The organism is Streptomyces sp. NPDC050164, from assembly GCF_044459945.1.
GTDB lineage: Bacteria > Actinomycetota > Actinomycetes > Streptomycetales > Streptomycetaceae > Streptomyces > Streptomyces coeruleorubidus_A.
In genome coordinates this window covers 54,969-80,921 of the sequence record NZ_JBITJK010000043.1, presented here as the reverse complement: position 1 = coordinate 80,921, position 25,953 = coordinate 54,969, and the positions used below count along the sequence as shown (strand labels likewise).

Sequence of the window (25,953 nt, the reverse complement as noted above, 5' to 3'; positions counted from 1 at the left end):
TCCTGCACACCTACAACCACCACCGCTGCCACACCGCACTCGAAGGTCAACCACCCATCACCCGCGTGAACAACCCTGCGGGTCAATACACCTAGAACGCGTCGCCGTGCGCGGCGGTCATGAGGGACTGCCAGTCGGGGAGCTTCACCACGTTCCTGCCGAGTGACGCTCCCAGCATCGCCTCTGCCTGTTCGATCGACTGCCAGCCCGTCCACTCGACCGGGTCGGCTCCTTCTGCGCGCAGTGCCGTGAGCGGGTCCTCGGGGACGTCCTTGTGGATGAGGACCGGGGCGTCCTCCAGCAGGGACGTCGCCGTCTCCTTCGCGCAGGGACGGTTCGAGCCGATGACGCCCGTCGGGCCCCGCTTGATCCAGCCGGCCACGTACTCGCCCGGTGTGACGACGCCCTCGCGCAGGACACGCCCGGCCAGATTCGGCACCGTGCCGCGGTCCGGGTCGAACGGCAGCCCTTCCAGCGGCACTCCGCGATAGCCCACCGAGCGCAGTACCAACTGCGCCTCGACGTCCTCGAAGCGGCCCGTGCCCATCACGCCGCCGTGCCCGTCCGGCGCCGTCCGCTCGAAGCGCACCGCGCCCACGTGGCCCTGCTCGGCGAGCAGTTCGGCCGGACGGAGGAAGAAGCGCAGCCGGATCCGGCGCGGGGCGCCGCTCGGCGGTGTCGCGGACCAGCCGCGCAGCACCTCCACGTTGCGGCGCTGCGGGGCGGGCAGTGCGGAGGGGTCGGTGTACCCGGGGTCCAGGGCCAGCTCCGCCGGGTCCACGGTGACGTCGGTCTCCGGCAGGGTGCCCAGCTCGCGCAGCTCCTTGGTGGTGAAGCGGGCCTGGGACGGGCCGCGCCGGCCCACCATGTGGATCTCGGTCACCCGGCTCGCCGCCAGTGTGGTCAGGGCCGCCTGCGGCATGTCGGTCGGGCTGAGCTCCGCCAGGCCGCGCGCCAGCATCCGGGTGACGTCCACGGCGACGTTCCCCACGCCGATCACCACGGCCGACCGGGCGTCCCGCAGGAACCCGGCGTCCACGGCGTCCGGGTGGGCGCTGTACCAGGACACGAACTGCGTCGCCGACCAGCTGCCCGGCAGGTCCTCCCCGGGGATGCCCAGATGGCGGTCGGTGGCGGCGCCCACGCAGTACACCACCGCGTGGTAGATCTCCCGCAGCCGGGCGACCGGCACCCCGCCGGGGCCGGCCTGGACGCCTCCGAGGAACCGGACCCGGTCGTGCTCCAGGATCGTGCGCAGGTTGTTCTGGAGCGACTTGATCTTCTCGTGGTCCGGAGCCACGCCGTAGCGGACCAGGCCGTAGGGGCACGGCAGCCGGTCCAGGACGTCGACGCGCACCTCGGGGTCCTGCTGGACGAGGCTCTGGGCGGCGTAGCACCCGCTCGGCCCGGAGCCTACGACGGCGACTCGCAGCACGGCGGAACTCCTTACCCGTGATCCCGAGGGATCTCACGAGAGCGCTGACGCCTCCAGCATCGCACCGGCCGGGCTCCGCTGACAGGGTGCCGTGCTCCACTCGGGGCGCGTGTCTGATCTGTAGGGAATGTGATCATTCGGTTACGTTCTGTGTGTGCTGGAAGCATCCTTTCTCAATCTTTCTGATCGCTCGCCGGCGGACAGCGCGGTGTCCGTGCGGCCCGCGTGGGAAGTGCGGGAGAACGAGGACGCCACGCGGTGGTTCGACGTCCGGCTGGCCTTCACGGACGGCGCCCACGTCGACGCACTGGCCGTCGTGGCCAGGGGATGCGTCGGCGTCGAGGACGTACGCGCGCAGCCCGCGCTGTCCCTCGACGACCTGGCGGTGCTCGCCGACTGGATCGAGGACTCGCTGGTCGAGGCGGGCTGCGCCGGTGCCGAGACGGTTCCCGAAGACCGCGGAGGCCAGGGGCGGCGCGCCCGGCCGGCCTGGCCGCGCGGTGCGCAGGGGCGGTGGCTGGTGGCGCGGGAGTACCGCGCGGCCCAGCAGGACGGTGCCGATCCGGTCCTCGCCGTGATGTGCGCGACCGGGCACAGCCGCCGCAAGTCCCTCAGGCTGATCGGCCAGGCCCGGGACGCCGGACTCCTGACACCACGCCGCGCCCGGCGCTGAGCGGGTCCGGCCCGGCGTTCGACGCCCCTTAGGGGTGTCCGCAAAGTCCCGTGCGGACACCTAGAGCATGTCCCGCATCCGTGTGATCTCGCTCGTCTGCTGGGCGATCACCTCGTCGGCCATCTCCTCGATCCGGATGTTGTTGCCCTGTCCCTTCACGTCCGCGGCCATCGTGATCGCGCCCTGGTGATGGGTCGTCATCAGCGTCAGGAAGAGCTGATCGAAGGCCTTTCCGTGAGCCGCGCGGAGCTCGTTCAGCTGCGCCTCGGTCGCCATTCCGGGCATCGCGGCGTGCTCGTGCCGTTCGGCCTTCAGCGGCTTGCCGTACGACTTCAGCCAGCCCTTCATGGCCTCGATCTCCGGCTTCTGGGCGGCGGCGATCCGTGCGGCGACCCGCTTCACCTTCGCCGACTCGGCGCGCTCCGGGGCGAGTTCGGTCATCACCAGGGCCTGGGCGTGGTGTTCGATCATCATGTGGGCGTAGGAGACATCCGCCGAGTTGGGGGAGTCGTTCTCCGAGTGCCGGCCGGCGGCTTCCTCGGCGGACAGGGTGCGGTTCGCCTCGCCGGGCTTGCCCGGCGCGATCACGGCGGGCCCGTCCGCGGCTGCCGGCTTCCGGTCCGGACTCGAGTCGCAACCCCCGGCCGCGAGTGCGGCCAAGGCGACCAGCCCCGTCATGACGACGGACGTACGAGACGCACGGCGGAAGAGCACAACGACCTCCTGTGGCAGACAGGTTGGGGCACTACACCCTATTGATGTGGGCATGACGAGGGCGATACTTCGTGGTGCGTGAACCGTTCCGAAGCGAACGGCACCAGGGAGGAAAACAGTGATCCTGTTGAACGACCGCAGAACACGCCGCAGACGCCTGGGAGCAGGCGCGATCACCGGCGGACTGCTGGCCGCGCTCCTCGTGGCGGCGCCGGCAGGGGCCACCCCCGACCCGGGGGACGTGCCACCCACGCCGAAGGAGGTCTCCAAGAGCGCGCAGGCCGAGGCGCGCGAGGCCATCGCGAACGGTGAGATACCCGGCCAGGACGAGATCGTCCACTCCGCCAACATCGAGCACGTCGCCAACATCCCCAAGGACGTGCTGTCCGGCACCAACTCGGACCTGGCCTTCCAGGGCAGGTACGCCTTCGCCGGCAACTACGACGGCTTCCGGATCTTCGACATCGGCAACCCCAGGGCACCGAAGACGGTGGCCCAGGTGCTGTGCCCGGGCTCGCAGAACGACATCTCCGTCTCCGGCGACCTGCTGTTCCTGTCCACCGACTCCTCACGCAGCGACAGCAGTTGCAGCAGCACCACGCAGCCGGCGACCGAGAAGTCCTCGTGGGAGGGCATGAAGGTCTTCGACATCAGCGACAAGCGGAACCCGAGGTACGTCGCCGCCGTCGAGACCGCCTGCGGCTCGCACACCCACACGCTGGTGCCCGAGCGGCGGAACGTCTACGTGTACGTCTCCTCGTACTCGCCGAACGCCGCCTACCCCGACTGCCAGCCGCCGCACGACGGCATCTCCGTCATCAAGGTGCCGCGGAACGCCCCCGAGAAGGCGGCGGTCGTGGGCTTCCCCGTGCTGTTCCCCGGTGAGGGGCCGGACGGCGGCGGCAACCCGGGCGGTCCCACCAACCCGGGCGTGTCCAAGACCACCGGCTGCCACGACATCACCGTGCTGCCCTCGAAGGACCTGGCCGCGGGCGCCTGCATGGGGGACGGCATCCTGTTCTCCGTCAAGGACCCGGAGCGCCCGAAGGTCATCGACCGGGTGCAGGACAACGTCAACTTCGCCTTCTGGCACTCGGCGACCTTCAACCAGAAGGCGAACAAGGTCGTGTTCACCGACGAGCTGGGCGGCGGCCCCGCGGCCACCTGCAACGAAGCGACCGGCCCGAACCGCGGTGCCGACGGCATCTACGACATCGTCGGCAAGGGCGACGAGCGCAAGCTCGTCTTCCGCAGCTACTTCAAGATCTCCCGCCACCAGGCGGACACCGAGAACTGCGTGGCCCACAACGGCTCGCTGATCCCGGTGAAGGGCAGGGACCTGATGGTGCAGGCCTGGTACCAGGGCGGTGTCTCCGTCTGGGAGTTCACCGACTCGTCCGAGCCCAGGGAGATCGCCTACTTCGAACGCGGCCCGGCGAGCACCGACCGGCTGACCTTCGGCGGCTCGTGGTCGGCGTACTACTACAACGGCTACATCTACTCGAACGAGATCACCAAGGGCTTCGACGTCCTGAAGATCAAGGACCGGCGCACGGACCCGGCACGGTGGATCCACCTGCCCGAGCTCAACGTCCAGACGCAGCCGGACTACTTCGGCTGACCCGTCGGACCGCACTGCCGTGCGGCCCCGGTCGCGAAGAACCGCGACAGATCCCTGTCGCTCCTCCCGCCGGAGGCTTCGGTCTCCGGCGGGAGGCCCAGCTCCCAGTCGAGCTGGTAGCGCTTGAACAGCTCGGCGCGCAGCACCGGGACCGGCATCGGCACCCCCGGCACCAGGGCGGCGTACACGGCACCCATCAGCAGGGCCCGCAGCATCGGGTAGTCGCTGTCGACGTCCCGCGACCCGAGCCGGGCGACGGTGTCCCGCAGCAGCTCGGCCAGGCGCCGCTGTTCCGGGCAGGGCACGAAGCCCTCGGCCTGCAACAGCCCGGCCATGTGCTGGCGCATCAGCACGGGCCGGTCCCTGGCCAGGCCCAGGATCGCGTCGATGGCCCGGGCCATCCGCTCCCTGCCGTCCTCGGTACGCGGCTCGCCCTCCAGCGCCTCCTCCAGCGTGCGGTGCATCAGCCGGTGCACGGCGGATTGCACGAGCTGGCGCTTGCCCGGGAAGTAGTACGAGACCAGCCCGCGGGCCGAGCCCGCCTGGTCGGCGATGTCGCCGAGCGTCGTGGCCTCGAAGCCGCGCTCGCCGACCAGCTCGACCGCCGCCTGGAGAAGCCGCTCCTTCGAACGCCTCCGCAACTCTTCATTGACCGAGGCGCTGCGCGGGGACATGCTGAAACTCCTGCGTTGACTGGCTGCCAGCCAACTATACTCGGAGACGTCCGGCCAGGACCGTGCGGTTCGAGCCGGGGATGCCGTCTGCCTCGGGCGACACGGGGGATCGTCCGAGGCGGGCGAGCAGGTCACCTGTGACCAGGTGACCTGGTGGTGGCCTCAGCTCACCAGGTCCAGGACCGGACGAAGTCCGTCCGGCCGGTCGGTCACCGGCAGGTGATCCACGAAGTGCACTCCGCATCCCAGGGCGGCGGCCCCGCCGTCCGCCCTGCGGTCGTCGCCGACCATGAGCGTCCGGCGCGGATCGGCGCCGAGCGCCTCGCAGGCGGTGGCGAACAGCCGCGGATCGGGCTTCTGGATGCCGTGCTCGTACGACAGGACGTACGCGTCGATATAGGAGTCCAGGCCGTGCTCGCGGAACACCGGGCGCAGGTCCCAGCCGATGTTGCTGACCACACCGACGGGGATGCCCCGCTCCCGCAGCGTGCGGAGCACCTCGACGGCGTCCGGGTACGGGGTCCAGGCCGCCGGTGTCATATGGCGGTCGTACAGCGCGTCGTGCAACGCCGGGTCGGGCAGCGTGACCTGGCGGCAGAGGCCGGTGTAGGCGGCCCGGTGCAGTGCGGCGCTCTGGTCCCGGATCAGCCAGGAGTCGGCGAGTTCAGCCGGCACCCGGGCGGGATCGCCACCGCCTGGCAGCGCCCCGACCGCCTGCAGCGCCCGCGCGGTGGCGGACAACTCCGCCTCGGTGAAGGGGATTCCCGCGTCGGCGACGACGCCGCGCAGCCAGGACTCGGTGGACTCGACACGGAAAAGCGTTCCTGAGAAGTCGAACAACACAGCCGTCATGGGGTGATCCTACGAAGCGGCGGTGTCCGTATGGGTGCGCGGCTGCCGGTGCTCGTGCGCCCACACGGCCAGGGCCACCACCGTCGCGCCCAGCAGCCAGCCGCCCACCACGTCCGACGGCCAGTGGACGCCCAGCCAGACACGGGTCAGCCCCACGCCGACCACGGACACGACGGCCACGGTCACGGCCGTACGCCACACGGCACGGCCGACACCGTGCCGGTGCAGGAGCCACAGCAGGAGGCCGCACACGACCGTGGCGGTCATGGCGTGGCCCGACGGGAAAGCCGAGTAGTGGGCCGAGTCGACAGGGTCGGGCCAGACCGGGCGGGGGCGGTCCACCACCGCCTTGAGGGCCTGCTGGAACAACGTGCCCAGCGTGACGGCCAGCGCCAGCCACACCGCCGTCCAGCGCGCCGCGAACCGCACCACCAGCCACACGACGACGACCGCGCACAGCAGTCGCATGGTCCACGGATCCCACACCCAGTCCGTGAGGATGCGGCACGCCTGGGTGATGCCGGATTCGTCGACCGCCCAGCGGTGGGTGGTGGCGGAGATGTCTCCGTCCGCGCTGATCAACGGGCTCCATCTGGCCGCGACGAGGGTCAGCAGCAGAACGGAGCAGAGGGCCAGGACGCCGGCCGACCGGGCGGCGGTGCGGTGCTGCGGGCGGGGCGGGGAGTCGACGGTCGGGGTGTGCATGATGCGATCCTCGCCGAACCGGGGGCTCCGGATCCAGTACGGTGACGATCTTCGGGTCCCGAACCGCACGCTTCGGCCACGCTGACGTCCCTCTGAGGCTTGCTCTGAGGCCTGCGAGATCGGCACGGACGTCACCGGCCCCGGGGCGTGTCTCCCGGCTATCCCAGCGCCCGCAACCCCGGTACGAACGCCACCAGCACCGGCACCACGGGCACCAGTGCGGCCGCCGCCGTCAGCCGCAGCCGGCGTGCCGCGGGCAGCCGGTCCGGGGGAGTGAGCAGCCGATTCACCCGTGCCGGGACATGTGCCTGCGGCGTCGGGCAGGGGCCGAACACACCGCGGTGCTCGTTGAGTTCGACCAGGGCCAGGGCCGTGGTCAGACGGCCGAAGCGGCGGGACGCAGTGTCGTCGGCGGCGAGTTCGACCAGGCGGTGCATCTCGTCGCGGAACGCGGCGAACACCGGCACCTGCGGAAAGCCGCCCGCAAGTGCGGAGGAGCAGTTCAGCAGCCAGTCGTGCCGGGCCCGCGCGTGCCCCTGCTCGTGGGCGAGCACGGCGTCCAGCTGCCGGCCCTTCAGCCGGCGCAACGCGGCCGTGGTGACGACCAGTTGCGGCGGAGTGCCGGGCTGCCACCAGGCGTCGGGCTGCTCGCTCTCCAGGACGACGAGCCGGCCGGACACGGCCACCTCGCCCGGCAGCAGCGGCGCCCTGACCAGCAGATCGGCACGCCGGCGGCGGCCCCGGGCGCGCGCCCCGCCGATCTCGCGGACCAGCATCGCCGCGCTCCACAGCCCGCCGGCGGCCAGCGCCACTGCGGTGGCCGCCGCCCAGGGGCCCGCCGTACCGAGCGCGTAGGCCTCGACGACCGGGCTCGGCGCAGTCGCGAAGACGTGCCCGCCGACCGCGTGCCAGGCCGCCGCCGCGCTGAGCGTCATCGACAGCGCACAGCACAGGAGCACGGCCGCCACCACGCACTGCCACACCCACAGCGCCACGACCGGCTCACGATCCGGCCAGTCGGCCCGGGCGAGCAGCCGGGGAGCGACCACGGCGGCCAGGGCGCCGAGCAGCAACAGTGCCGCGGGGAGCATCATGAAGCGCAGCCTATGAGTGCGGTGCCGCCCAGAGGTACGACTTGTGGCGCCGAAGTGACGCAGGCAACGGATCCGTACGGCGTACGGTCCTGCTCACAGCGTCAGCAGCATCGCCACCATCGAGATCCCCATGGACAGCCGGCAGGCCCGCGCCAGCTCCGGCCGGTCGCCCCACCCGGCGGACGCGCCGCCCGCGGCCCCGCTTCCCGCCATGGCGGCCGCCGGTACCAGCCGGACGCCGGTCAGCAGCACGTATCCGGCGAAGTAGAGCAGCAGCGCACCCGTCAGGAGCGGCACTCCCGATCCCCCCTGTCCGTGCGCGTGTGCGGGAGCGCCGGTCATGACGACGGACATGTAGACCATGGCCCCGGCCCCCACCAGGTGGTGGAGGTGGTGGACGCCGGTCCGCGCCGCCCACAGCGCGGGGACCGCGGCCGCCCCGAACACCACCGCGTAGGCGGGCCAGGCCCACGAGGGCGGAGTGAACACCGCCGCCGGCACGGCCATCGCGGCCATCCCGAACCCCATCAGCGCCTCGCCGCCCGCGGTGACGCGCTGCTCCCCGGCGCCCCTGCGCATCCGCACCAGGCAGTAGGCACCGGTCACCGCGCAGAGTGCCACCAGCAGCCAGCCGGAAGCCGGTCCGTGCACGTGCACCTCCCCGCTCGGCAGTCGGCCGGTCCGACAGTCGGTCATTCGATGCCCGGGCCATGTGGCGCGCACGCGAGCGCAAGGATGTACACGGGGAGCATTCGACGGAGCACACCAGGTGAGAGCGAGGTGCTTTACAGGTAAAACACCTGCTAATCTTGTTGTGATGAGCAGTGCGACCGCCCCCGTCTCCCCGCCCTCCTGGCGTCTACCGCTGGCGGGCGTGCTGCGCGTCGGTCGCCCCTCGGACATCTGGTTCAAGCCCGCGCTGAGCGTGGTCGCGGCGATCGCCCCGCCCAACCTCACCCTGCTGGCGCTCGGCCGGCTCGACCTGGCGATGTACACGATGGCCGGATCCCTGTGCGCGCTGTACGCCCACAACCGGCCGTACGCCGCCCGGGCCGGGACCCTGGTGTGGGTGGTGCTCGGCATGCTCGGCGGGCTCGCCGTCGCCCTGGTCGCGGCCTCGCTCACCGGCAGTGCCGCCGTGCTGGTCACCGTCGGCGCTCTGCTGGCCGCCGCGCAGAAGGTGCTGTGCGACGCCACCCGTGTAGGACCGCCCGGCAGCGTCGTCCTCACCTTCGTCAGCTCCGCCTCCCTGTTCGCGCCGCAGGCCCTCGCCCAGGTCCCCGGCCATCTGGCCCTGGCCGCCGGGACGGGTGTCTGGGCCTGGCTGGTCTGCATGGCGCCCGCGCTGGTCCGCCCGCACGGCCCGGAGCGCCGCGCCACCGCCGCCGCGCTGAAGGCCGCCGCCGCGTACGCCGACACGGGCGGCACCGGTGAGGGCCATGCCCGGGCCCGCGCCGCGGGCTACGCCGCCGTGCAGGCCGCCTGGCAGTCGCTGCTGTCCACCGGCGCCCGTTCCCGTAGCCGGCGCGCGCTCGAACGGCTCGTCGTCCGTGCCGAGGTGGCCCTCGCCGCGCCGACGGAGGCGGACGCCGACCGTCTGCGTGCGTGGGCGGGCGTGCTGCGCGGCACCGGGCCCGTCCCGCAGGCCGGGCTGCCGCGGGACGCCGCCGACGAACTGCTCGGTGTGGAGGCGGCCCGCGGCCTCTGGGCGCGGCTGGGCCCGCTGACCCCGCTCGCGGTACGCACCGCGCTCGGCTGCGCGCTCGCCGGGTACGCCTCCCTGGCCCTCGGCATCGGCCGCCCCTACTGGGCCCTGGTCACCGCCGCCTCGCTCTACCAGGCCAACGTCGCCCTGACCTGGAGCCGGGCCGTCCAGCGCGTCGTGGGGAACGTCGTCGGAGCGTTCGTCTTCGCGGCCGTCGTACCGCTTGCGCACCTTGGCCAGGCGGCCCTCGTGCTGTGCTGCCTCGCGTTCAGTTTCGGCGCCGAGTTGCTGATCAGCCGCAACTACTGGCTCGGCAGCGTCTGCGTGACGCCCATGGCGCTGCTCATCACCGAGTTCGCCGGGTACCAGAAGCCGGGCGAGCTGATGACGGAGCGGATCGTGGACACGGTCGTCGGAGCCCTGGTCGGCTTCGCCGCCGCCGTGGCCGTCACCAACCGGCGTGCCGGTGAACGCGTCGAACGCGCCCTGACCGCCGCCGACCGGGCCCGCGAGCGCGCCGCCCGCCTCCTGGCCGAGCCGGACCCCGACGCCGCCGCCCTGGAGGCCGCCCGCCGCGCACTCGCCGTCGCCCTGGCCGATCTGCGCGCCACCGCCGACGCCGCGGCAGGCGAATGGTGGCAGCGCGCTCTGCCCCAGGAGCGGGTCGTGCTCGCCGAACAGTCCGGACACCGTACGCTCGCCGCGACGGCACGACGCCAGGGGCTGCTCCCTGACCGGGGCACGGACACGGAGACGGAGGACGCACGGCCATGACGGCGACGGATGGACCATCGCCCAACGGGGACGGGCCAGGGGGCGGCCCGGAGCCGGCGACCGGGGCCGACCCGGGGCCGGGCCCGAAGCCGGTGGCCGGAGGGGAGCCGGTGGGGGATGGGCAGGCGGCTGATGAGGCCCAGGGGGTGGGAGAGGACCTTGCCGATCGGGCTCAGGCGGCTGGAGGAGGCCCAGCCGGTGAGGCTCCTGAGCCCGGGCGGGATCCAGCCGGTGATGCCTCTGCCGTCGGTGGGGATCCAGTCGGCCGTCGGCAGGGCGATACCGTCGCCGCCGTCGTGCGGCAGTGGCAGGCCGTTCACCCCGGGCTCGACACCGGGCCGATGGAGATCATCGGGCGGATCAACCGGTGCGCCGCCCTCCTCCAGCAGGCCGAGGACGCGCCCCTGCGCAGGGCGGGGCTCAGCCGTCCCGAGTTCGACCTGCTCGGCGCCCTGCGCCGCACCGGGCACGAGCTGACGCCCGGGGAGCTGGCCAGGGAGACCTTCTCCTCGGGCGCCGCCGTCACCAAGCGCCTCAAGCAGCTGACCGAACGCGGCCTGGTCGAACGCCGCGGCGACACCCGTGACCGCCGCGTCGCCCACCTGCGCCTCACCGACGCCGGCCGCGAACTCGTCGACGGCATCCTGCCCGCCCAGCTCGCCTACGAGACCGCCGTCCTGTCCGGCCTGGACGGCCCCGAGCAGGGTGAACTGGCAGCCCTGCTCGGGGAGTTGCTCGCCCAGCTGGAGGGCCGCCTGGGCGCGCTGAGGAGCTGACCGTCCAGGCGGGGCCGCAGCCCGGCTCACCGGTCAGAGCACCTCGTGCGCCGTGCGGCGGTGCGTGGAGCGGCGGTCCTCGATGGCCGGCCAGCGGTCGCCGTAGATGGCGCGGGTGATGGCCGGTTCGCGGACGAAGTCGTGCGGGAAGCCCAGCGGCACCGCGCTCACCTCGTCGAGGCGGGCGAGGGCATCCGCGTCGAGGCGGACGTCGACGCTGCCCAGATTGTCGGCGAGCTGGCTCTCCTTGGTCGCCGCGATGATCGGGACCACGTTGCCCGGCCGGGCCAGCAGCCAGGCCAGCGCCACCTGGGCCGGACTCCAGCTGCCCTGCTCGGCGATCTCCAGGACGGCACTGATCACCGCCTCCTCGCGCGGGTCGATGTCATCGCCCGTGGTGTCCAGCCGCCCCGTCTCGCCCCTGCGGTACTTGCCGGTGAGCTTCCCGGCCGCGAGCGGCGCCCACGCCAGCACCGCCAGGTCGAACGCCCTCGCCTGGGGCAGCAGTTCGCGCTCCGGGGTCCTCTCCAGCAGGCTGTAGCGCAGTTGCGAACCGGCGAACGCGGTCCAGCCCCGCAGCTCCGCCAGGGTGTTGGCCTGCGCGATCTCCCAGGCCGGCCAGTCCGAGACGCCGACGTACAGCACCTTGCCCGTGCGGACGAGGTCGTCCAGGGCCCGCATGACCTCCTCGACCGGTGTGAAGTTGTCCCGGGCGTGCACCCACAGCACGTCCAGCCGGTCGGTGCGCAGCCGCTCAAGGCTCGCCTCCACCGACTGGACCAGGTTCTTGCGGTGGTTGCCCGCGGCGTTGACGTCGCCGTCGCGGATCCCGCAGGTGTACTTGCTGGCCAGCACGAACGTGTCACGCCGGCCCTGGAGCAGTTCCCCGAGGATCCGCTCCGAGCTGCCGTCGGTGTAGTTGTCGGCGGTGTCGATGAAGTTGCCGCCCGCCTCCGCATAGGCATCGATGATTCGGGCGCTGGCCTCCTTGCCGGCGCCCCAACCCCAGTCGTCGCCGATGGTCATCGCGCCGAGGCCCAGCTCGCTCACGCGCAGACCGGTCTTGCCGAACAGTGTGTAGCGCACGGTCTCTTCCCCTCCGGGCAGGTCGTACGCACGACGCTATGAGCTGGAGCGCACTTCAACGCAAACCACGGCCCCGGCGTCACACACCGTCGCCTCAACCCTCGTCGCCCGCCCGGTACACGCCGAACATCGCCCCCTGCGGGTCCCGCAGCACCGCGATGCGCGGTCCGTCGGGCAGGGAGGTGGGGACCATGAGGACGTCGCCGTGCTTCTGGACGACGGCGGTCGTGGCGTCCACGTCCGCCACGGCGAAGTACGGCAGCCAGTGCGCCGGGACCTCGGGCGGGAACTTGTCGTCCATCGTCACCATGCCGCCGAAGTCCGCCCCGCCGACGCCCCACTGGGTGTAGCGCTCCGAGGCGTTGACGGTCCAGTCGAACACCCGCGAGTAGAAGGCCACGGCCCGTTCGGGATCCCGGGTGTACAGCTCCACCCAGCCCAGCGAACCGGGCGCGTTGAACAGCCCGGCGCCCGGGAAGGCCGCCGCCTGCCACACCTGGAACACGGCACCGCCCGGATCGGCGGCCACCGCGAACCGGCCCAGGTCGAACACGTCCATCGGGCCGAACAGGAGCGTCCCGCCCGCCTCGGTCACCTCACGGGCGGTGGCGTCCGCGTCGGTCACCGCGAACGACACGTTCCACGCGACCGGCTGCGACGGCTGGTACAGCGGGGCGAGCGCGGCGACGGCCGCGTCCCCGAGGTGCGCGATGGTGTAGCCGCCCGCCTCCTGACGCGGGTCAGTCTCGGGCCGCCAGCCGAACAGCCTCGTGTAGAACCGCTGGGCCGCCTCCAGGTCGGTGGTCCCGAGCTCGGTCCAGCAGGGCCGGCCGGTCACCGGCGCGTCGAGCTTCATGGCGTTCCTTCCGCAGACAGTCCCCGGGCATGAGCCTCTCCAGCACGCTAAGCCGCAGCCCGTTCTCCCTGCCATCCGGGGAAACCCACTGGTGTGCCGCACCGGCCCCGGCATACCCTCGGTCCCGTACCGCACCGCGTGGCGGCCTCCAGCTCCTTCACCCTGCCCGGAGGTTTCCCATGCCCGCGCTCGAGGTGCGCCCCTTCCGCCGAGCCGACCGCGACCAGCTCACCGACCTGGTCAACATGCACGTGGCGGCCGTCGTCCCCCAAGTCTCGGTCTCGGTCAACACCGTCCTCAGCGACCTGGAGCGGCAGCCCGGCGAGTTCATCACCGACCCGTGGATGGCCGAGCGGACGACACTCGTCGCCGAGCAGCGCGAGTACGTCGTCGCCGCGGCCCACTTACTGCGCTACCGCGCCGACGCCGAGGTCGGCGAGAGCTACCGGGACGCCGCCGAGATCGACTGGTTCGTGTGCCGTCCGGCGGCCTCCTTCTGGCCGGACGCCGACCAGGCCGCTGACCTGCTGATGCGGGCGTGCCTGGCGCAGTTCGCCCGCTGGAACGTACGCGTCCGGTACGCCGACGGCGCGCTGCCCGCCCCCCTCGTCTACGGCCTGCCCCGCAACTGGCCGCACATCCGCGCCGTCTACGAACACGCGGGCTTCCGGCACGTCGGGGACACCGAGGTCATCCTGATCGCCCGGGTGGCCGACCTGCTGGCGCCCGAGCCCCGGCCGGGCGTCACGATCGAGCGCACGCTGGGGGAGTGCGGCACCCGCTTCACGGCCCGCGCCGGCACCGGCGCCCTGGGCTTCGTCGAGATCGACACGGCCCTGGCCCGCCCGGAACGCCACGCCCGCGCCGCCGGTCTGGCCGACATCGGCAACCTGCACATCGATCCCGCGCAGTACGGCACGGGGCTGGAGCACTGGCTGCTCGGCCAGGCCGCCGACTGGCTCCGCCTGTGCGGTGTCGACCGGCTCGTCGCCTACGAATCCGCCGCCGACAGCACCATGCTCGGCCACCTGACGGGCGCGGGCTTTCGCGAGCTGACCCGCACCGACCGGGGCTGGGAGCACCGCCCCGGGTGACCTCAGGTGCCCGGCCGGTAGCGCATCGGATGGTCCGCCGGGACCTCCACCAGCACGATCGGCGTCCCGTCCGGATCCGCGATCCACATCTCGACCAGCCCCCAGGGCTCCTTCACCGGCGGCCGTACGATCTCCACGCCCTTCGCCCGCAGCTCGTCCTGCGCCGCCGCCACGTCGTCGACCTGAAGCCACAGCCGCGTGGCCGGCGCCGGTGGGGTCTCGGACCGGCCCGAGACCTCCAGGAAGCCACCGCCGAGGAAGAAGACCGTCCCGCGTTCCGGCCCCGTGCCGAACTCCCGGTACACGGCGAGCCCGAGCCGTTCGCCGTAGAAGGCACGGGACCGCTCGGGGTCGGTGGGGCGGAGCAGGATCCGGCTGCTGAGTACATGCACCATGCATCGGAGCCTAGGGGCGGAGTTACTCTCATCCCTGCCCGCGCGCCCCACGAAACGGAGACGTACGCCCATGGACACCGCCGCCACCGGACTGACCTTCCGCGATGCCACGGATGCCGACGTGGACGAGCTGGTCGCGCTGATCGAGTCGGCGTACCGGGGCGACGCCAGCCGGGTCGGGTGGACCACCGAGGCGGACATTCTCCAGGGGCAGCGGACCGATCCGGAGGGTGTGCTGGCCGTCATCAAGTCGCCCGACGGCCGGCTGCTGACGGTGGAGCGGGAGGGGCGGATCGTCGCCTGCTGCCAGCTCGAGCACCGGGGAGAGCACGTCTACTTCGGGATGTTCGCGGTCAGCCCCCGGCTCCAGGGCGCGGGCCTCGGCAAGGTGATCATCGCGGAGGCGGAGCGGCAGGCGCGCCAGACCTGGGGCGTGACGGAGATGCACATGACCGTGATCTCCGTACGCGACGACCTCATCGCCTGGTACGAGCGGCGCGGCTACCGCCGTACGGGACGGACGACCCCGTTCCCGTACGGCGACGAGCGTTTCGGCATCCCGCAGCGCGACGATCTGGAGTTCGAGCTGCTGGTCAAGGAGCTCGCCTAGTCACCAGGGCCTGTTCAGCACCGGGCCCTACGCCGTGAAACGGCCCGTGCGCTTGATGTCCGGGTGGTCGGTCGTCGCGCCGTCCAGACCGAAGGCGCGGACGAGACGCAGATGGTCCTGCGTGTTCACCACCCAGCCGATGATCCTCAGGTCGGCCTTGCGGGCGCGCTCCACGATCTCCAGGGTGAGCCGGCGGATGTTCAGGCAGACGGTCGCGGCACCCGCCTCGACGGCCCGGTCCACGATGTCGGTGCCGTAGCGGCTGGCGATCAGCGCGGTGCGCACACCCGGCACCAGTGGCTTGATCTCGGCGATCGCCTCGTCGTGGAACGAGGACACCTCCACCCGGCCGGCCAGCCCGCGCCGGTTCATCACCTCGGCCAGGGCCCGCGCCGCCTGTACGTCCTTGATCTCCGCCTGGAGCGGCGTCGATATGGCCTCCAGGACCTCCTCGAAGACCGGCACCCGCTCGCCCCGGCCCGCGTCCAGGGCCCGCAGCTCGGCGAGGGTCTTCTCGGAGATCGGCCCGGTGCCGTCGGTCGTGCGGTCCACGTCCGTGTCGTGCATGACGACGAGCGCGCCGTCCTTGCTCAGATGCAGATCGAGTTCGATGGCGTCGAGACCGGCCTCCTGCGCGGCGACGAAGGACCGGAGGGTGTTCTCGGGTTCCACACCCATGACTCCGCGGTGACCGATGGTGAGGAAGTTCAAGACGCGACTCTCTTCCGTCGACAGGCGGCACTGGGGGCCTGACGGCCCACTTGACCGTATCGCCTGCACCCGCCCTGTGCAGAGGGCGAGGGCATGGTCGGCGTGCGTGCGGGCATGAGCGTGACCGGCAGGAAAAAATGCGGTGAAGGGTGGGGTAGGGCAGGATATTTTCCCGAGGTGGCCCTTGCTGGGAGGAACCTCGTATGTATACGGTCGATGCACGCGAGATTCTCCCGTGGAAGGTGGGACATGACGGAAATTCTTGTGCAGGTGGGTTCGGAGGAGCGGGTTCCTCCCGTGGTCAGGGTGGTGGAGCACCCGGCATGGCCCGTGCTCAAGGATGCCGTGGAGCGGATCCGGCCATGGCAGTCCAAGGACGGGTCCATCGACTTCGACGCCGAGGACGCTTGCGACCCGGCCGATGCCGAGCTCGCCGTCCGCCAGGTCACGGACGCGGTCCTGGAGCTCTCCCCGCTGCTCCCGCACGACCGCGACTACCACGAGGCCCTGGTCAAGGACCTCGGCCGGTGGGCCGACGGCGGCTTCCAGGTGCCCGACTTCCTCGACTCGCTGCTGGCCTTCCAGCCCGCCGCGAACCGCGCGAACGGCCTCCAGCACCTGGTCGTCTTCCCCATGTACACGCAGAACGGCAACCCGGACCGCAACCTCGAAGCGGTCGTGCTGCGCATGGTCTGGCCGGACTGGCTGGCCGAACTGGAGCGCACCCGCTACGACAACCCGCTGTTCTGCGGCATCAAGTTCGAGGACTTCACGGCGGGCTACGACACCAACTCCGCCGTGCTCTTCCCCGAGACCATCGCCGTGCGCGAGGCCCCCGAGCGGTTCAGCTGGGGCGGCATCTTCTGCGACCGCGAGGCCGCCCGCTTCCGCCGCGTCACCGACGCAGCCGTGGACATCCTCGGCCTGGAGCTGCCCGAGGACGTCGCCGCGATGGTCCACGACCAGAAGCGCTGCGAGGAGGCGTTCGTCCTGTGGGACATGGTCCACGACCGCACCCACAGCCACGGCGACCTGCCGTTCGACCCGTTCATGATCAAGCAGCGCCAGCCGTTCTGGATGTACGGCCTGGAGGAGCTGCGCTGCGACCTCACCGCCTTCAAGGAGGCCGTGAAGCTCGCCGCCGACGGCGTGCCGCAGGCTCGTGACGTGCAGGTCGCGGTGCTCTTCGACCGCATGTTCCGCTTCCCTGTCACCGGCGAGCGCGTGCGCAACTACGACGGCCTGGGCGGCCAGCTCCTCTTCGCCTACCTGCACAAACACGACGTCATCCGCTGGAGGGACAACAAGCTCTCCATCGACTGGGAGCGCGCCCCGCAGGTCACCAACCAGCTGTGCGCCGAGATCGAGCAGCTCTACCGCGACGGCATCGACCGCCCCAAGCTCGTCCACTGGTTCGCCGGGTACGAGCTCGTCTCCACCTACCTCGCCCCGCACCCGGGCTCGAAGTGGGCCAAGGGCCCCGACGCGCTGGACGTGACGCAGCCGCCGCGCAAACTCGTCGATGACGTGCTTCCGGACGAGTTTCCGCTGAGCATGTTCTATGAGGCACTGTCCAAGAAGCTGAAGAACGTGATCGCCTCCACCAAGGGCATCACGGCGGACGGCGCCGAGCGGATCGCCGCGTGAGCGATCGGCGAAGCGAGAACACTGCTCAGGAGGCGAAGACCATGGCGGGGAACGGGGCGCTCAGTGGCGCGGTGATCGCGGTGGCCGGAGCGGGAGGACCCGCGGGGCGGGCCGCGCTGCTCAGGCTGGCCGAGGCGGGGGCCACCGTCATCGGCTCGGACAACGACCCGGAGCGGCTGGCGGAGGCGGTCGACGCGGCGAGCTACGCGACCGGCGGCGCCACCGTCACCGGTGACACGGTCGACCTGCTCGACCTGCGGGCCGCCCGAGACTGGGCCACCCGCATCGAGAAGGACTTCGGCCGCGTCGACGGCCTGGTCCATCTCGTCGGCGGCTGGCGCGGCAGCGAGACCTTCACCAGGACCAGCCTGGACGACTGGGACTTCCTGGAGATGCTGCTCGTGCGCACCGTGCAGCACACCTCCCTCGCCTTCCACGAGGCGCTCCAGCGTAGCGACCGCGGTCGCTACGTGCTGATCAGCGCGGCGGGCGCCAGCAAGCCCACCGCGGGCAACGCCGCCTACGCCGCGGCCAAGGCCGCCGCCGAGGCGTGGACGCTGGCCATGGCCGACTACTTCCGCAAGGCCGGGGGCCCCGGGGGCCCGACCTCGGCGGCTGCCATCCTGGTGGTGAAGGCACTGGTGCACGACGCTATGCGCGCCGAGCGACCCAACGCGAAGTTCGCGGGCTTCACGGACGTCAAGGACCTGGCCGAGGCCATCACCGAGGTCTGGCAGAAGCCCGCCGCCGAAGTGAACGGAAACCGTCTGTGGCTCACCGAGAAGCCGTGAACCCGCCGAAGACCGACGCCCGTCGCCATCACGACCCCGAGGTCCGCGGTTTCGCCAGCGACAACTACGCCGGCGCCCACCCGGAGGTACTCGCCGCCCTGGCCCTGGCCAACGGCGGGCACCAGGTCGCGTACGGGGAGGACGTCTACACCGAGAACCTCCAGAGCGTCGTCCGCAGCCACTTCGGGGCCACGGCTGAGGCGTTCCCGGTCTTCAACGGCACCGGCGCCAACGTCGTCGCCCTCCAGGCGGTCACCGACCGCTGGGGCGCGGTGATCTGCGCCGAGAGCGCGCACATCAACGTCGACGAGTGCGGGGCGCCCGAGAGGGTCGGCGGCCTGAAGCTGCTCACCGTGCCCACGCCCGACGGCAAGCTCACGCCCGAGCTGATCGACCGGCAGGCGTACGGCTGGGACGACGAGCACCGCGCGATGCCGCAGGTCGTCTCCATCGCCCAGGCCACCGAGCTGGGCACGGTCTACACGCCGGACGAGATACGCGTCCTGTGCGAGCACGCCCACGCGCACGGCATGAAGGTGCACCTGGACGGCTCCCGGCTGGCCAACGCCGCCGCCACCCTGGACGTCCCGATGCGCACGCTCACCAACGCCGCCGGCGTCGACATCCTCTCCCTGGGCGGCACGAAGAACGGCGCCCTGTTCGGCGAGGCGGTCGTGGTCCTGAACCAGGACGTCGTCAGCCACATGAAGCACCTGCGGAAGCTGTCCATGCAGCTCGCCTCCAAGATGCGCTTCGTGTCGGTGCAGTTGGAGGCCCTGCTCGCCCGTGACCTGTGGTTGCGCAACGCCCGCCACTCCAACGAGATGGCCCAGCGCCTCGCCGAGGGCGTGCGCGCCGTGCACGGCGTGGAGATCCTCCACCCGGTGCAGGCCAACGCGGTGTTCGCCCGCCTGCCGCACGACGTGAGCGAGCGCCTGCAGAAGCGATTCCGCTTCTACTTCTGGGACGAGGCCGCGGGCGACGTCCGCTGGATGTGCGCCTTCGACACGACCGAGGAGGACGTGGACGCGTTCGTCGCGGCACTGAAGGAGGAGATGGCCCGCTAGGCGGACACCCACTGGGGCCACCTCCTCACGGTTGCCGCGTCAGTTGACGACGATCCGCGCGCTGTTGTTGCGCAGGTTCGGGTCGAACTTCCCGATGCTCAGCTCGGGATCGTCGTTGACGGTGGCGGCGGTGGTGTGTGCGCCGCGCACCACCCGGTCGATCCGCAAGGGGATCTCGAAGGTGTGCGACGCCTTGTCGTGCAGGTAGATCGGCGTCCTGCAGTAGTAGGTCGTGGGGGACGTGCCGTCCGCAGAGGTCCAGCAGTCCTCCTCCGGCAGCCCCGTCACCGTGGTCCCCTCCGGCGCCTGGAACCGCACCTTCGCCACGGCGGCGCCCGCACCCAGCGACGCCACCCAGGCCGGACCGCGGTTGTGCACGGTGACCCGGGCGGTCACGGTGTCACCGGCGGCCCCGCTCACCCTGCTGCCGGTGAGCTTCAGGTCGGCGGTGTTCCGGGCGTTGAGCATGACGGTCCGGTAGTTGTCCTGCGGGTCGATGTCGGACTCCGCTGCCGCGGCCCGGGCGGCGGCCACGGGACGCAGGTCCAACTCGGCGCCCGTGCCCCGGGTCCACGTCCGCCCGCCGCGCATCTCCTCCAGCGCCTCGTCGGAGTACGGATGGACGGAGTGGTCGAACCGCTCGTACAGCGCCTTGCGGCCGACGCCGAGACCGGTGTCCAGCGCGTACTGCTGCCCCGGTGCCACCGCCTCGTCCAGCACGCACAGGGCGGACGTACCGGTGGGGTGCTCCCGGTACTCGCAGTTGGCGTGCCGCTCCTCGAATCGCAGTCCGTACGAGGCGTTGAGCCACAGCAGTGTGCGCTGCGCGGTGCGGTTGCCGCTGTTGGACAGCGTGGCGCGCACGCTGGTCTTCGAGCCCGGCCTGAGGCCGTGCTGGTAGTCGGCCTGACTGAGGCCGAGGTCCGGGCCGTTGCCCACGCCGACGCGGGTCTCGGCCGGGTGGGACGTCGCCTCTGCGGCGACGGCCGAGTAGCGCACGTACCCCGAGGCGCCGGCGTCCGCTCCCGGCAGCGCGCGCAGCCCGAACACGGCGGCCGGCACGCTCTCCGTCCCGGCAGGCATCTCGGGGAAGTCGCAGACCGCCCTGACCTCCGACTCGGGTTCGCAGTTCGCCGGCCACGACACCCGCGCGAACGAGGCGATCTCGCCGACGTCGACGGTCAGTCGCCCGGCCGGCACCCTGCCGTCGGCGACGTCGCGGCTGACCTCCACGGCCAGGCTGCGCTCACGGGCAGCGCCGTCCCCGTCCGCGCCCGGCAGCACCGTCTCGTAGGGCGCGCTGATCCACAGCTGGTTCTCCTGGGCGTACGCGGGCCCGGCCCCGATTCCGGCCGCCGCCAGGGCGCAACTCACGAGCGCGGCGCCGAGCAGGCGGTGTGGGTCCTTCATGTCTTCCCCCTCGTCACGGATCTGCGGAGGCCGAGACCGGTGGCGCGGGGGAAGGGTTGTGGCCGGGCGGGTGGTTGCGGCGGTGTTCAGCCGTTCTTTCCGTCGATGCATAAATATACGGAAGCTCGAAAATGAATTGACCCAGGGGTGATCTCGTCCCTATGCTCTGCCTGTATGCAGCTGATCCAGGAAACCCCCGACCTCTCCGCCTACTTGGCCGCTGACGAGGCGATAGACCATCACCATCCGCTCGTTCGCGAGACAGCGGCAAAGCTGGCCAGGGGTGTGGCGAACTCGTATGAGTATGCGCAGGCGGCGTTCGAGTTCGTGCGCGACACCATTGCGCACTCGCAGGATTCGGGCGATCTCCGCGTCACCTGGCGCGCCAGTGATGTCCTGGAACAGCGCACCGGCATCTGTTACGCCAAGGCCCACGCGCTCGCGGCGCTGCTACGGGCCGAGGACATCCCGACCGCGTTGTGCTACCAGAAGCTCGACGTGGTGCACGGCTTGGTCGCCGTGCGGTTCAACGGCGCATGGCACCGGCAGGACCCCCGGGGCAACAAGCCGGGTGTGGACGCGCAGTTCTCCCTGGACGGCGAGCGGCTCGCCTTCACGCCCGATACGGCGTCCGGTGAGACGGACTGTCCGCTCCTGTATGCCGCGCCTCACCCGGTCGTACTCGACACCCTCAAAGCAGCCCGCGACCGGCCCCACTTGTGGGAGACGCTCCCCACCGCACTCTGAGGCAGGACCCGAGCCCGGGCCGGCCACCTCCGGGTGTCAGTGCGCCTCGGCCTCCCGCACCTGCTCCGGCGTCGGAGCCGTGCCGCCGAGGTGGGCCGGCATCCACCAGGTGTCGTCCGGGCCCTTCGGGCGTACGGGGTAGGCGCGCTGGGCGGCCTCGAGGAGTTCCTGGACGCGCTCGCGCAGCTGACGGGTGATCGCGCCCGCGTACTTGTCGCGGGAGGCCTCGATCGCCTCGCCGACCCGGATCGTGATGGGGGTGTGGCTGCGCTTGAAGTTACGGGGGTGGCCCTTGGTCCACAGCCGCTGGGTGCCCCACACGGCCATCGGGATCAGCGGGACGCCGGCCTCCTGAGCCATGCGCGCGGCGCCCGACTTGAAGCTCTTCAGCGTGAACGACTGCGAGATGGTCGCCTCGGGGAAGACCCCGACGATCTCGCCCGACCGCAGCGAGTCCAGGGCGTGCGCGTAGGCCGCCTCGCCCTGCTTGCGGTCCACGGGGATGTGCTTCATGCCGCGCATCAGCGGGCCGGAGATCTTGTGGCGGAAGACGGACTCCTTCGCCATGAAGCGCACGAGACGCTTCTGCGGCAGGGCCGCCAGGCCGTTGAAGACGAAGTCCAGGTAGCTGATGTGGTTGCTCACCAGCACGGCGCCGCCCGAGCGCGGGATGTTCTCCGAACCCTGGCAGTCGATCTTGAGGTCCCACGCCTTGAACAGCGTGCGGGCGAAACCGACGACGGGACGGTAGACGAGCTCTGCCATGGGCGGGTCGGACCCTTCCTGCTCTGTCTGGGAAGGGATTCCCAGCGGAAAGTTACGCAGCCGTAGGTTTACGGCTTGTCGCAGATCGTGCCCGAAGAACGGCCGGGTAGCCAGTCCCCGTGCCCGCGCGTGAGGAGATTCTCGTCACGTCGCCGCGGATCCCACCTCGTGCTTTTACGCCCCCATTACTCCGTGCGTACCGTCACCCGCCGCACGAGCAGGTACATCTCGCACCCCAGGCAGTACCCGAACACGGCGTTCAGGAAGGCGGCCGCGAGCGCGGCGCCGGTCGCCGCGAGACCCAGCCAGTCGGGCCCCAGGGTGTAGCCGACGAGCCCGAGCCCGGCGAAAACCAGCCCCACCGCCTGGGCGAAACGCGGCGGTTCGGGCGCCTCGAACGCGGTCGGCGGCCCGAGCCGCGGCCGCACGGCCTTCCGGAACAGCAAGCCGTAGGGCGACCAGGTCACCCCGCCCGCCGCGCCCAGCAGGAACGCCAGCGTCTGCCAGGCCAGCAGCCACGCGCTCCCCGTGACCAGGACGACCGCCAGGACGACGGTCGTCACGGCCGCACCGAAACGCGGCCCTCTCACATCGATATCCATGAGAACCAAGCATTCCGCAGTACGGGCTCGCGGGGTGGGTGGGAATCTTTGCGGTCTGGTGAACGCTTGCAGCAGGTGATGACCGGACTGGTGGTGTGCGTGCTGGTGCTCGCGGCGGCGAGCGCCTATGGAGTGCTGCAACGGCGGCGGAGCGGGAGAGTGCGGGTGCGCGGGCGGGACGACGGCAAGCGGCTGGACGCGGCCGAGCTGGGCGCGGAACTGGGCGAGCGGGCCACACTCGTGCAGTTCTCCAGTGCGTTCTGCGCACCCTGCCGGGCGACCCGGCGGGTCCTCGGCGAGGTCGCCGGCATGGTCCCGGGCGTGATCCACGTCGAGATCGACGCCGAGGCGCACCTGGACCTCGTACGACGGCTGGACATCCTCAAGACCCCGACCGTGCTGGTCCTCGACGCCGACGGCCGGGTGGTGCGGCGGGCCACCGGGCAGCCGCGCAAGGCGGATGTGATCGCCGCGCTGGGGGAGGCGGTGTGACGGACGCGACCCCGTCAGTGAGTCATCTCCCACATCAGGGAACGCACTTGACTGCGGCAACCATTTATCGTCAGCCTGACCTCATGCCTGGGGACCTTCTCGCCAAACCCGACCTCCTGCGCTCGGTCTTCCGGCGGCACGCGGCGGGGGTCGCCGTGATCACAGCCCGTGGCGACGCCGGTCCGGTGGGCTTCACCGCCACCTCCCTCGCCTCCGTCTCCGCCGAGCCGCCCCTGCTGTCCTTCGGCGTCGGCACCGGCTCCTCCAGCTGGCCCGCGATCGCGGCGGCCGACCACGTCGGCGTCCACATCCTCGGCGAGCACCAGCAGGAGCTGGCCGCCACCTTCGCCCGCAGCGGAGCCGACCGCTTCGCGCCGCCCACGGCCTGGCGTGAGGGGCCCGAGGGGGTCCCCGTGCTCGACGGCGTGCCGGCCTGGCTGGTGGGCCGGGTCGTGACGCGCGTGCCCGCCGGCGACCACCGGATCGTGATCGCGGAGGTGATGCACGGCGACGCCACGGGCACCGGCCGGCCGCTCCTCTACCACCAGGGACGTTTCAACCGCCTGCGCGACTGATCCGCCGTGCCCCCGGGCTGCGGGACCGTCGAGTTCCGGTTACGCTGCGTTGCGAAGGTCACAGTTCAAAGCGCTTGCTTAGCGGGAACGAACTGGATGTACTGACGAGTAATATTTCGCTCGGAGCGTGGGTCGCCCCGACCGGGATCGGCCGCTTGAGGCGCCTATGCTGCCTGCGAGTAGGCAGCATGAAATGACGATGCAGTAGGAGAGCCGGCGTGAGCTTGAGGATCGTTGTCACTGTGAAGTACGTGCCCGACGCCACTGGCGACCGGCACTTCGCCGATGACCTGACCGTCGACCGGGACGACGTGGACGGTCTGCTCTCCGAGCTCGACGAGTACGCGGTCGAGCAGGCGCTGCAGATCTCCGAGAACTCCGACGACGACGTGGAGATCACCGTCCTGACGGTGGGCCCCGAGGACGCCAAGGACGCCCTGCGCAAGGCGCTGTCCATGGGCGCCGACAAGGCGATCCACGTCGAGGACGACGACATCCACGGCACCGACGCCATCGGCACCTCCCTGGTCCTGGCCAAGGCGATCGAGAAGGCCGGCTACGACCTGGTGATCTCCGGTATGGCCTCCACCGACGGCACCATGGGCGTCGTCCCCGCGCTGCTCGCCGAGCGTCTGGGCGTGCCGCAGGTGACCCTGCTGTCCGAGGTGTCGGTCGAGGACGGCACGGTCAAGGGCCGCCGGGACGGCGACGCCGCTTCGGAGAACCTTCAGGCGTCCCTGCCGGCGGTCGTGTCGGTCACCGACCAGTCGGGCGAGGCGCGTTACCCGTCCTTCAAGGGCATCATGGCGGCCAAGAAGAAGCCGGTGGAGTCCTGGGACCTGTCCGACCTCGACATCGAGGCCGAGGAGGTCGGCCTGGAGGGCGCCTACACCACGGTCGAGAACGTGGCCGAGCGTCCGGCCCGTACCGCGGGCACGATCGTCAAGGACGAGGGCGAGGGCGGCAAGCAGCTCGCTGAGTTCCTCGCGGGCCAGAAGTTCATCTGAGCCCCGCATCCGCTGACCGCCCCTCATCTTTCGCAAGCAGGAGAGAAGAAGTCCCATGGCTGAAGTTCTCGTCTACGTCGACCACGTGGACGGTGCCGTCCGCAAGCCCACCCTGGAGCTGCTGACCCTGGCCCGCCGCATCGGCGAGCCGGTCGCCGTCGCGCTGGGAGGCGGCGCCGCCGACACCGCCGCCACGCTCGCCGAGCACGGCGCGGTGAAGGTGCTCACGCACGAGGCCGCCGAGTACGCCGACTACCTGGTCGTACCGAAGGTGGACGCCCTCCAGGCCGCGGTTGCCGAAGTGTCCCCGGCCGCGGTCCTGGTCCCGTCCTCCGCCGAGGGCAAGGAGATCGCCGCCCGTCTGGCGCTGCGTCTGGGGTCGGGCATCATCACCGACGCCGTCGACCTCGAGGCCGGCGACGAGGGCCCGGTGGCCACGCAGTCGGTGTTCGCCGCGTCCTTCACCACCAAGTCCCGTGTCTCCAAGGGCACCCCGGTCATCACGGTCAAGCCGAACAGCGCCGCCGTCGAGGCCGCCCCGGCCGCCGGTGCGGTCGAGGCGCTGTCCGTGTCCTTCTCCGCCCAGGCCACCGGCACGAAGATCACCGGTCGCACGCCGCGTGAGTCGACGGGCCGTCCGGAGCTGACCGAGGCCGCGATCGTGGTCTCCGGTGGCCGTGGTGTCAACGGCGCGGAGAACTTCGGACTCATCGAGGCCCTCGCCGACTCGCTCGGCGCGGCCGTGGGCGCCTCGCGCGCCGCGGTGGACGCCGGCTGGTACCCGCACACCAACCAGGTCGGTCAGACCGGCAAGAGCGTTTCCCCGCAGCTGTACATCGCCTCGGGCATCTCCGGCGCGATCCAGCACCGTGCCGGTATGCAGACCTCGAAGACGATCGTGGCGATCAACAAGGACGCCGAGGCCCCGATCTTCGACCTCGTCGACTACGGCGTCGTCGGCGACCTGTTCGACGTCGTCCCGCAGCTGACCGAGGAGATCAAGACCCGCAAGGGCTGATCGCCTCCCGGCCGTGGCAGGCCCCCGTGACCACGCCGGTCACGGGGGCCTCGTCGT

Annotated in this window: 28 protein-coding genes; 14 read left to right on the top strand and 14 right to left on the bottom strand. The window is 71.4% G+C overall.

Going from position 1 to position 25,953, the window contains the following annotated elements:
• Positions 1-91 precede the first annotated feature (91 nt).
• A complete protein-coding gene (locus ACIBNA_RS37845; protein WP_399169758.1) occupies positions 92-1,435 on the bottom strand; it encodes an FAD-dependent oxidoreductase in 1,344 nt (447 codons plus the stop codon).
• A gap of 208 nt (positions 1,436-1,643) precedes the next feature.
• Between ACIBNA_RS37845 and ACIBNA_RS37840 the strand changes: the two genes are divergently transcribed.
• Positions 1,644-2,108 carry a DUF6214 family protein gene (locus ACIBNA_RS37840; protein WP_399169757.1) on the top strand — a complete coding sequence of 155 codons (465 nt, stop codon included), beginning with the start codon at positions 1,644-1,646 and terminating at the stop codon, positions 2,106-2,108.
• Between the two features lie 60 nt (positions 2,109-2,168).
• Here ACIBNA_RS37840 and ACIBNA_RS37835 read toward each other — a convergent pair whose 3' ends face one another.
• A complete protein-coding gene (locus ACIBNA_RS37835) occupies positions 2,169-2,822 on the bottom strand; it encodes a DUF305 domain-containing protein (RefSeq protein WP_399169756.1) in 654 nt (217 codons plus the stop codon).
• A gap of 118 nt (positions 2,823-2,940) precedes the next feature.
• On the opposite strand from ACIBNA_RS37835, the gene ACIBNA_RS37830 reads away from it, so the two are divergent.
• Entirely contained in the window at positions 2,941-4,443 is a 1,503-nt protein-coding gene (locus ACIBNA_RS37830; protein ID WP_399169755.1) for an LVIVD repeat-containing protein, read from the top strand.
• Here ACIBNA_RS37830 and ACIBNA_RS37825 read toward each other — a convergent pair.
• The 5 genes from ACIBNA_RS37825 to ACIBNA_RS37805 form a co-directional block, all read right to left on the bottom strand.
• Positions 4,431-5,117 carry a TetR/AcrR family transcriptional regulator gene (locus ACIBNA_RS37825; RefSeq protein ID WP_399169754.1) on the bottom strand — a complete coding sequence of 229 codons (687 nt, stop codon included), beginning with the start codon at positions 5,115-5,117 and terminating at the stop codon, positions 4,431-4,433. The two genes, ACIBNA_RS37830 and ACIBNA_RS37825, sit on opposite strands and share 13 nt — an antisense overlap.
• A gap of 162 nt (positions 5,118-5,279) precedes the next feature.
• Positions 5,280-5,969 carry an HAD family hydrolase gene (locus ACIBNA_RS37820; RefSeq protein ID WP_399169753.1) on the bottom strand — a complete coding sequence of 230 codons (690 nt, stop codon included), beginning with the start codon at positions 5,967-5,969 and terminating at the stop codon, positions 5,280-5,282.
• A gap of 9 nt (positions 5,970-5,978) precedes the next feature.
• A complete protein-coding gene (locus tag ACIBNA_RS37815; RefSeq protein ID WP_399169752.1) occupies positions 5,979-6,674 on the bottom strand; it encodes a phosphatase PAP2 family protein in 696 nt (231 codons plus the stop codon).
• Positions 6,675-6,832: 158 nt separating this feature from the next.
• Complete coding sequence (locus ACIBNA_RS37810) at positions 6,833-7,768, bottom strand: M56 family metallopeptidase (RefSeq protein WP_274814408.1); 936 nt, start codon at positions 7,766-7,768, stop codon at positions 6,833-6,835.
• Between the two features lie 93 nt (positions 7,769-7,861).
• Positions 7,862-8,419, bottom strand: coding sequence for a DUF5134 domain-containing protein (locus ACIBNA_RS37805; RefSeq protein ID WP_399169751.1), 558 nt, complete (start codon positions 8,417-8,419; stop codon positions 7,862-7,864).
• A gap of 166 nt (positions 8,420-8,585) precedes the next feature.
• Here ACIBNA_RS37805 and ACIBNA_RS37800 point away from each other — a divergent pair, with 166 nt between their 5' ends.
• A complete protein-coding gene (locus tag ACIBNA_RS37800; RefSeq protein WP_399169750.1) occupies positions 8,586-10,247 on the top strand; it encodes an FUSC family protein in 1,662 nt (553 codons plus the stop codon).
• A 146-nt stretch (positions 10,248-10,393) separates the two neighbouring features.
• The gene (locus tag ACIBNA_RS37795; protein WP_399169748.1) at positions 10,394-11,023 is read left to right on the top strand and encodes a MarR family winged helix-turn-helix transcriptional regulator; all 630 of its coding nucleotides are present in this window, start codon (positions 10,394-10,396) and stop codon (positions 11,021-11,023) included.
• A gap of 33 nt (positions 11,024-11,056) precedes the next feature.
• Here the strand turns inward: ACIBNA_RS37795 and ACIBNA_RS37790 are convergent, their stop codons facing one another.
• On the bottom strand, positions 11,057-12,109 hold the full coding sequence (locus ACIBNA_RS37790; RefSeq protein ID WP_399169747.1) for an aldo/keto reductase: 1,053 nt from the start codon (positions 12,107-12,109) through the stop codon (positions 11,057-11,059).
• A gap of 94 nt (positions 12,110-12,203) precedes the next feature.
• A complete protein-coding gene (locus tag ACIBNA_RS37785) occupies positions 12,204-12,965 on the bottom strand; it encodes a VOC family protein (protein WP_399169746.1) in 762 nt (253 codons plus the stop codon).
• Positions 12,966-13,144: 179 nt separating this feature from the next.
• Between ACIBNA_RS37785 and ACIBNA_RS37780 the strand changes: the two genes are divergently transcribed.
• The gene (locus ACIBNA_RS37780; RefSeq protein WP_399169745.1) at positions 13,145-14,059 is read left to right on the top strand and encodes an N-acetyltransferase; all 915 of its coding nucleotides are present in this window, start codon (positions 13,145-13,147) and stop codon (positions 14,057-14,059) included.
• A 2-nt stretch (positions 14,060-14,061) separates the two neighbouring features.
• On the opposite strand, the gene ACIBNA_RS37775 is transcribed toward ACIBNA_RS37780, so the two are convergent.
• The gene (locus ACIBNA_RS37775) at positions 14,062-14,454 is read right to left on the bottom strand and encodes a VOC family protein (protein ID WP_399169744.1); all 393 of its coding nucleotides are present in this window, start codon (positions 14,452-14,454) and stop codon (positions 14,062-14,064) included.
• A 70-nt stretch (positions 14,455-14,524) separates the two neighbouring features.
• On the opposite strand from ACIBNA_RS37775, the gene ACIBNA_RS37770 reads away from it, so the two are divergent.
• Positions 14,525-15,064 (top strand): GNAT family N-acetyltransferase, encoded by a 540-nt coding sequence (locus tag ACIBNA_RS37770; protein WP_399169743.1) that lies wholly within the window; start codon positions 14,525-14,527, stop codon positions 15,062-15,064.
• A 27-nt stretch (positions 15,065-15,091) separates the two neighbouring features.
• Here ACIBNA_RS37770 and ACIBNA_RS37765 read toward each other — a convergent pair whose 3' ends face one another.
• Positions 15,092-15,775, bottom strand: a complete 684-nt coding sequence (locus ACIBNA_RS37765) for a glycerophosphodiester phosphodiesterase (RefSeq protein ID WP_399169741.1) — start codon at positions 15,773-15,775, stop codon at positions 15,092-15,094.
• Positions 15,776-16,024: 249 nt separating this feature from the next.
• Here ACIBNA_RS37765 and ACIBNA_RS37760 point away from each other — a divergent pair, with 249 nt between their 5' ends.
• From ACIBNA_RS37760 to ACIBNA_RS37750, 3 genes are read left to right on the top strand one after another with little or no spacing between them, the layout of a single operon-like run.
• Positions 16,025-17,422, top strand: a complete 1,398-nt coding sequence (locus ACIBNA_RS37760) for a DUF6421 family protein (RefSeq protein ID WP_399169740.1) — start codon at positions 16,025-16,027, stop codon at positions 17,420-17,422.
• A gap of 41 nt (positions 17,423-17,463) precedes the next feature.
• Complete coding sequence (locus ACIBNA_RS37755) at positions 17,464-18,213, top strand: SDR family NAD(P)-dependent oxidoreductase (protein ID WP_399169763.1); 750 nt, start codon at positions 17,464-17,466, stop codon at positions 18,211-18,213.
• A complete protein-coding gene (locus tag ACIBNA_RS37750; protein ID WP_399169738.1) occupies positions 18,210-19,280 on the top strand; it encodes a threonine aldolase family protein in 1,071 nt (356 codons plus the stop codon). Before ACIBNA_RS37755 ends, ACIBNA_RS37750 begins: the two co-directional genes overlap by 4 nt.
• A gap of 39 nt (positions 19,281-19,319) precedes the next feature.
• On the opposite strand, the gene ACIBNA_RS37745 is transcribed toward ACIBNA_RS37750, so the two are convergent.
• The gene (locus ACIBNA_RS37745; RefSeq protein WP_399169736.1) at positions 19,320-20,690 is read right to left on the bottom strand and encodes a hypothetical protein; all 1,371 of its coding nucleotides are present in this window, start codon (positions 20,688-20,690) and stop codon (positions 19,320-19,322) included.
• 174 nt (positions 20,691-20,864) lie between these two features.
• On the opposite strand from ACIBNA_RS37745, the gene ACIBNA_RS37740 reads away from it, so the two are divergent.
• Entirely contained in the window at positions 20,865-21,437 is a 573-nt protein-coding gene (locus ACIBNA_RS37740) for a transglutaminase domain-containing protein (RefSeq protein WP_399169734.1), read from the top strand.
• Positions 21,438-21,473: 36 nt separating this feature from the next.
• Here ACIBNA_RS37740 and ACIBNA_RS37735 read toward each other — a convergent pair whose 3' ends face one another.
• Positions 21,474-22,202 carry a lysophospholipid acyltransferase family protein gene (locus ACIBNA_RS37735; protein ID WP_388064825.1) on the bottom strand — a complete coding sequence of 243 codons (729 nt, stop codon included), beginning with the start codon at positions 22,200-22,202 and terminating at the stop codon, positions 21,474-21,476.
• A 185-nt stretch (positions 22,203-22,387) separates the two neighbouring features.
• Positions 22,388-22,804, bottom strand: a complete 417-nt coding sequence (locus ACIBNA_RS37730) for a DUF4395 domain-containing protein (RefSeq protein WP_399169733.1) — start codon at positions 22,802-22,804, stop codon at positions 22,388-22,390.
• Positions 22,805-22,882: 78 nt separating this feature from the next.
• On the opposite strand from ACIBNA_RS37730, the gene ACIBNA_RS37725 reads away from it, so the two are divergent.
• The 4 genes from ACIBNA_RS37725 to ACIBNA_RS37710 all read left to right on the top strand — a co-directional run bounded on the left by ACIBNA_RS37725 (position 22,883) and on the right by ACIBNA_RS37710 (position 25,896).
• The gene (locus ACIBNA_RS37725; protein WP_399169762.1) at positions 22,883-23,296 is read left to right on the top strand and encodes a thioredoxin family protein; all 414 of its coding nucleotides are present in this window, start codon (positions 22,883-22,885) and stop codon (positions 23,294-23,296) included.
• Positions 23,297-23,379: 83 nt separating this feature from the next.
• Entirely contained in the window at positions 23,380-23,871 is a 492-nt protein-coding gene (locus tag ACIBNA_RS37720; protein WP_399169732.1) for a flavin reductase family protein, read from the top strand.
• A 218-nt stretch (positions 23,872-24,089) separates the two neighbouring features.
• Entirely contained in the window at positions 24,090-24,878 is a 789-nt protein-coding gene (locus ACIBNA_RS37715) for an electron transfer flavoprotein subunit beta/FixA family protein (protein WP_399169731.1), read from the top strand.
• A 55-nt stretch (positions 24,879-24,933) separates the two neighbouring features.
• Complete coding sequence (locus ACIBNA_RS37710) at positions 24,934-25,896, top strand: electron transfer flavoprotein subunit alpha/FixB family protein (RefSeq protein WP_399169730.1); 963 nt, start codon at positions 24,934-24,936, stop codon at positions 25,894-25,896.
• The last annotated feature ends 57 nt before the right edge of the window (positions 25,897-25,953 follow it).

What these genes read in the sequence shown, in the direction of transcription:
- ACIBNA_RS37825 (WP_399169754.1), bottom strand. Translation starts at nt 5,117, where the DNA reads ATGTCCCCGCGCAGCGCCTCGGTCAATGAAGAGTTGCGGAGGCGTTCG.
- ACIBNA_RS37820 (WP_399169753.1), bottom strand. Translation starts at nt 5,969, where the DNA reads ATGACGGCTGTGTTGTTCGACTTCTCAGGAACGCTTTTCCGTGTCGAG.
- ACIBNA_RS37815 (WP_399169752.1), bottom strand. Translation starts at nt 6,674, where the DNA reads ATGCACACCCCGACCGTCGACTCCCCGCCCCGCCCGCAGCACCGCACC.
- ACIBNA_RS37810 (WP_274814408.1), bottom strand. Translation starts at nt 7,768, where the DNA reads ATGATGCTCCCCGCGGCACTGTTGCTGCTCGGCGCCCTGGCCGCCGTG.
- ACIBNA_RS37800 (WP_399169750.1), top strand. Translation starts at nt 8,586, where the DNA reads ATGAGCAGTGCGACCGCCCCCGTCTCCCCGCCCTCCTGGCGTCTACCG.
- ACIBNA_RS37785 (WP_399169746.1), bottom strand. Translation starts at nt 12,965, where the DNA reads ATGAAGCTCGACGCGCCGGTGACCGGCCGGCCCTGCTGGACCGAGCTC.
- ACIBNA_RS37780 (WP_399169745.1), top strand. Translation starts at nt 13,145, where the DNA reads ATGCCCGCGCTCGAGGTGCGCCCCTTCCGCCGAGCCGACCGCGACCAG.
- ACIBNA_RS37775 (WP_399169744.1), bottom strand. Translation starts at nt 14,454, where the DNA reads ATGGTGCATGTACTCAGCAGCCGGATCCTGCTCCGCCCCACCGACCCC.
- ACIBNA_RS37770 (WP_399169743.1), top strand. Translation starts at nt 14,525, where the DNA reads ATGGACACCGCCGCCACCGGACTGACCTTCCGCGATGCCACGGATGCC.
- ACIBNA_RS37760 (WP_399169740.1), top strand. Translation starts at nt 16,025, where the DNA reads ATGACGGAAATTCTTGTGCAGGTGGGTTCGGAGGAGCGGGTTCCTCCC.
- ACIBNA_RS37755 (WP_399169763.1), top strand. Translation starts at nt 17,464, where the DNA reads ATGGCGGGGAACGGGGCGCTCAGTGGCGCGGTGATCGCGGTGGCCGGA.
- ACIBNA_RS37745 (WP_399169736.1), bottom strand. Translation starts at nt 20,690, where the DNA reads ATGAAGGACCCACACCGCCTGCTCGGCGCCGCGCTCGTGAGTTGCGCC.
- ACIBNA_RS37740 (WP_399169734.1), top strand. Translation starts at nt 20,865, where the DNA reads ATGCAGCTGATCCAGGAAACCCCCGACCTCTCCGCCTACTTGGCCGCT.
- ACIBNA_RS37735 (WP_388064825.1), bottom strand. Translation starts at nt 22,202, where the DNA reads ATGGCAGAGCTCGTCTACCGTCCCGTCGTCGGTTTCGCCCGCACGCTG.
- ACIBNA_RS37730 (WP_399169733.1), bottom strand. Translation starts at nt 22,804, where the DNA reads ATGGATATCGATGTGAGAGGGCCGCGTTTCGGTGCGGCCGTGACGACC.
- ACIBNA_RS37725 (WP_399169762.1), top strand. Translation starts at nt 22,883, where the DNA reads ATGACCGGACTGGTGGTGTGCGTGCTGGTGCTCGCGGCGGCGAGCGCC.
- ACIBNA_RS37720 (WP_399169732.1), top strand. Translation starts at nt 23,380, where the DNA reads ATGCCTGGGGACCTTCTCGCCAAACCCGACCTCCTGCGCTCGGTCTTC.
- ACIBNA_RS37710 (WP_399169730.1), top strand. Translation starts at nt 24,934, where the DNA reads ATGGCTGAAGTTCTCGTCTACGTCGACCACGTGGACGGTGCCGTCCGC.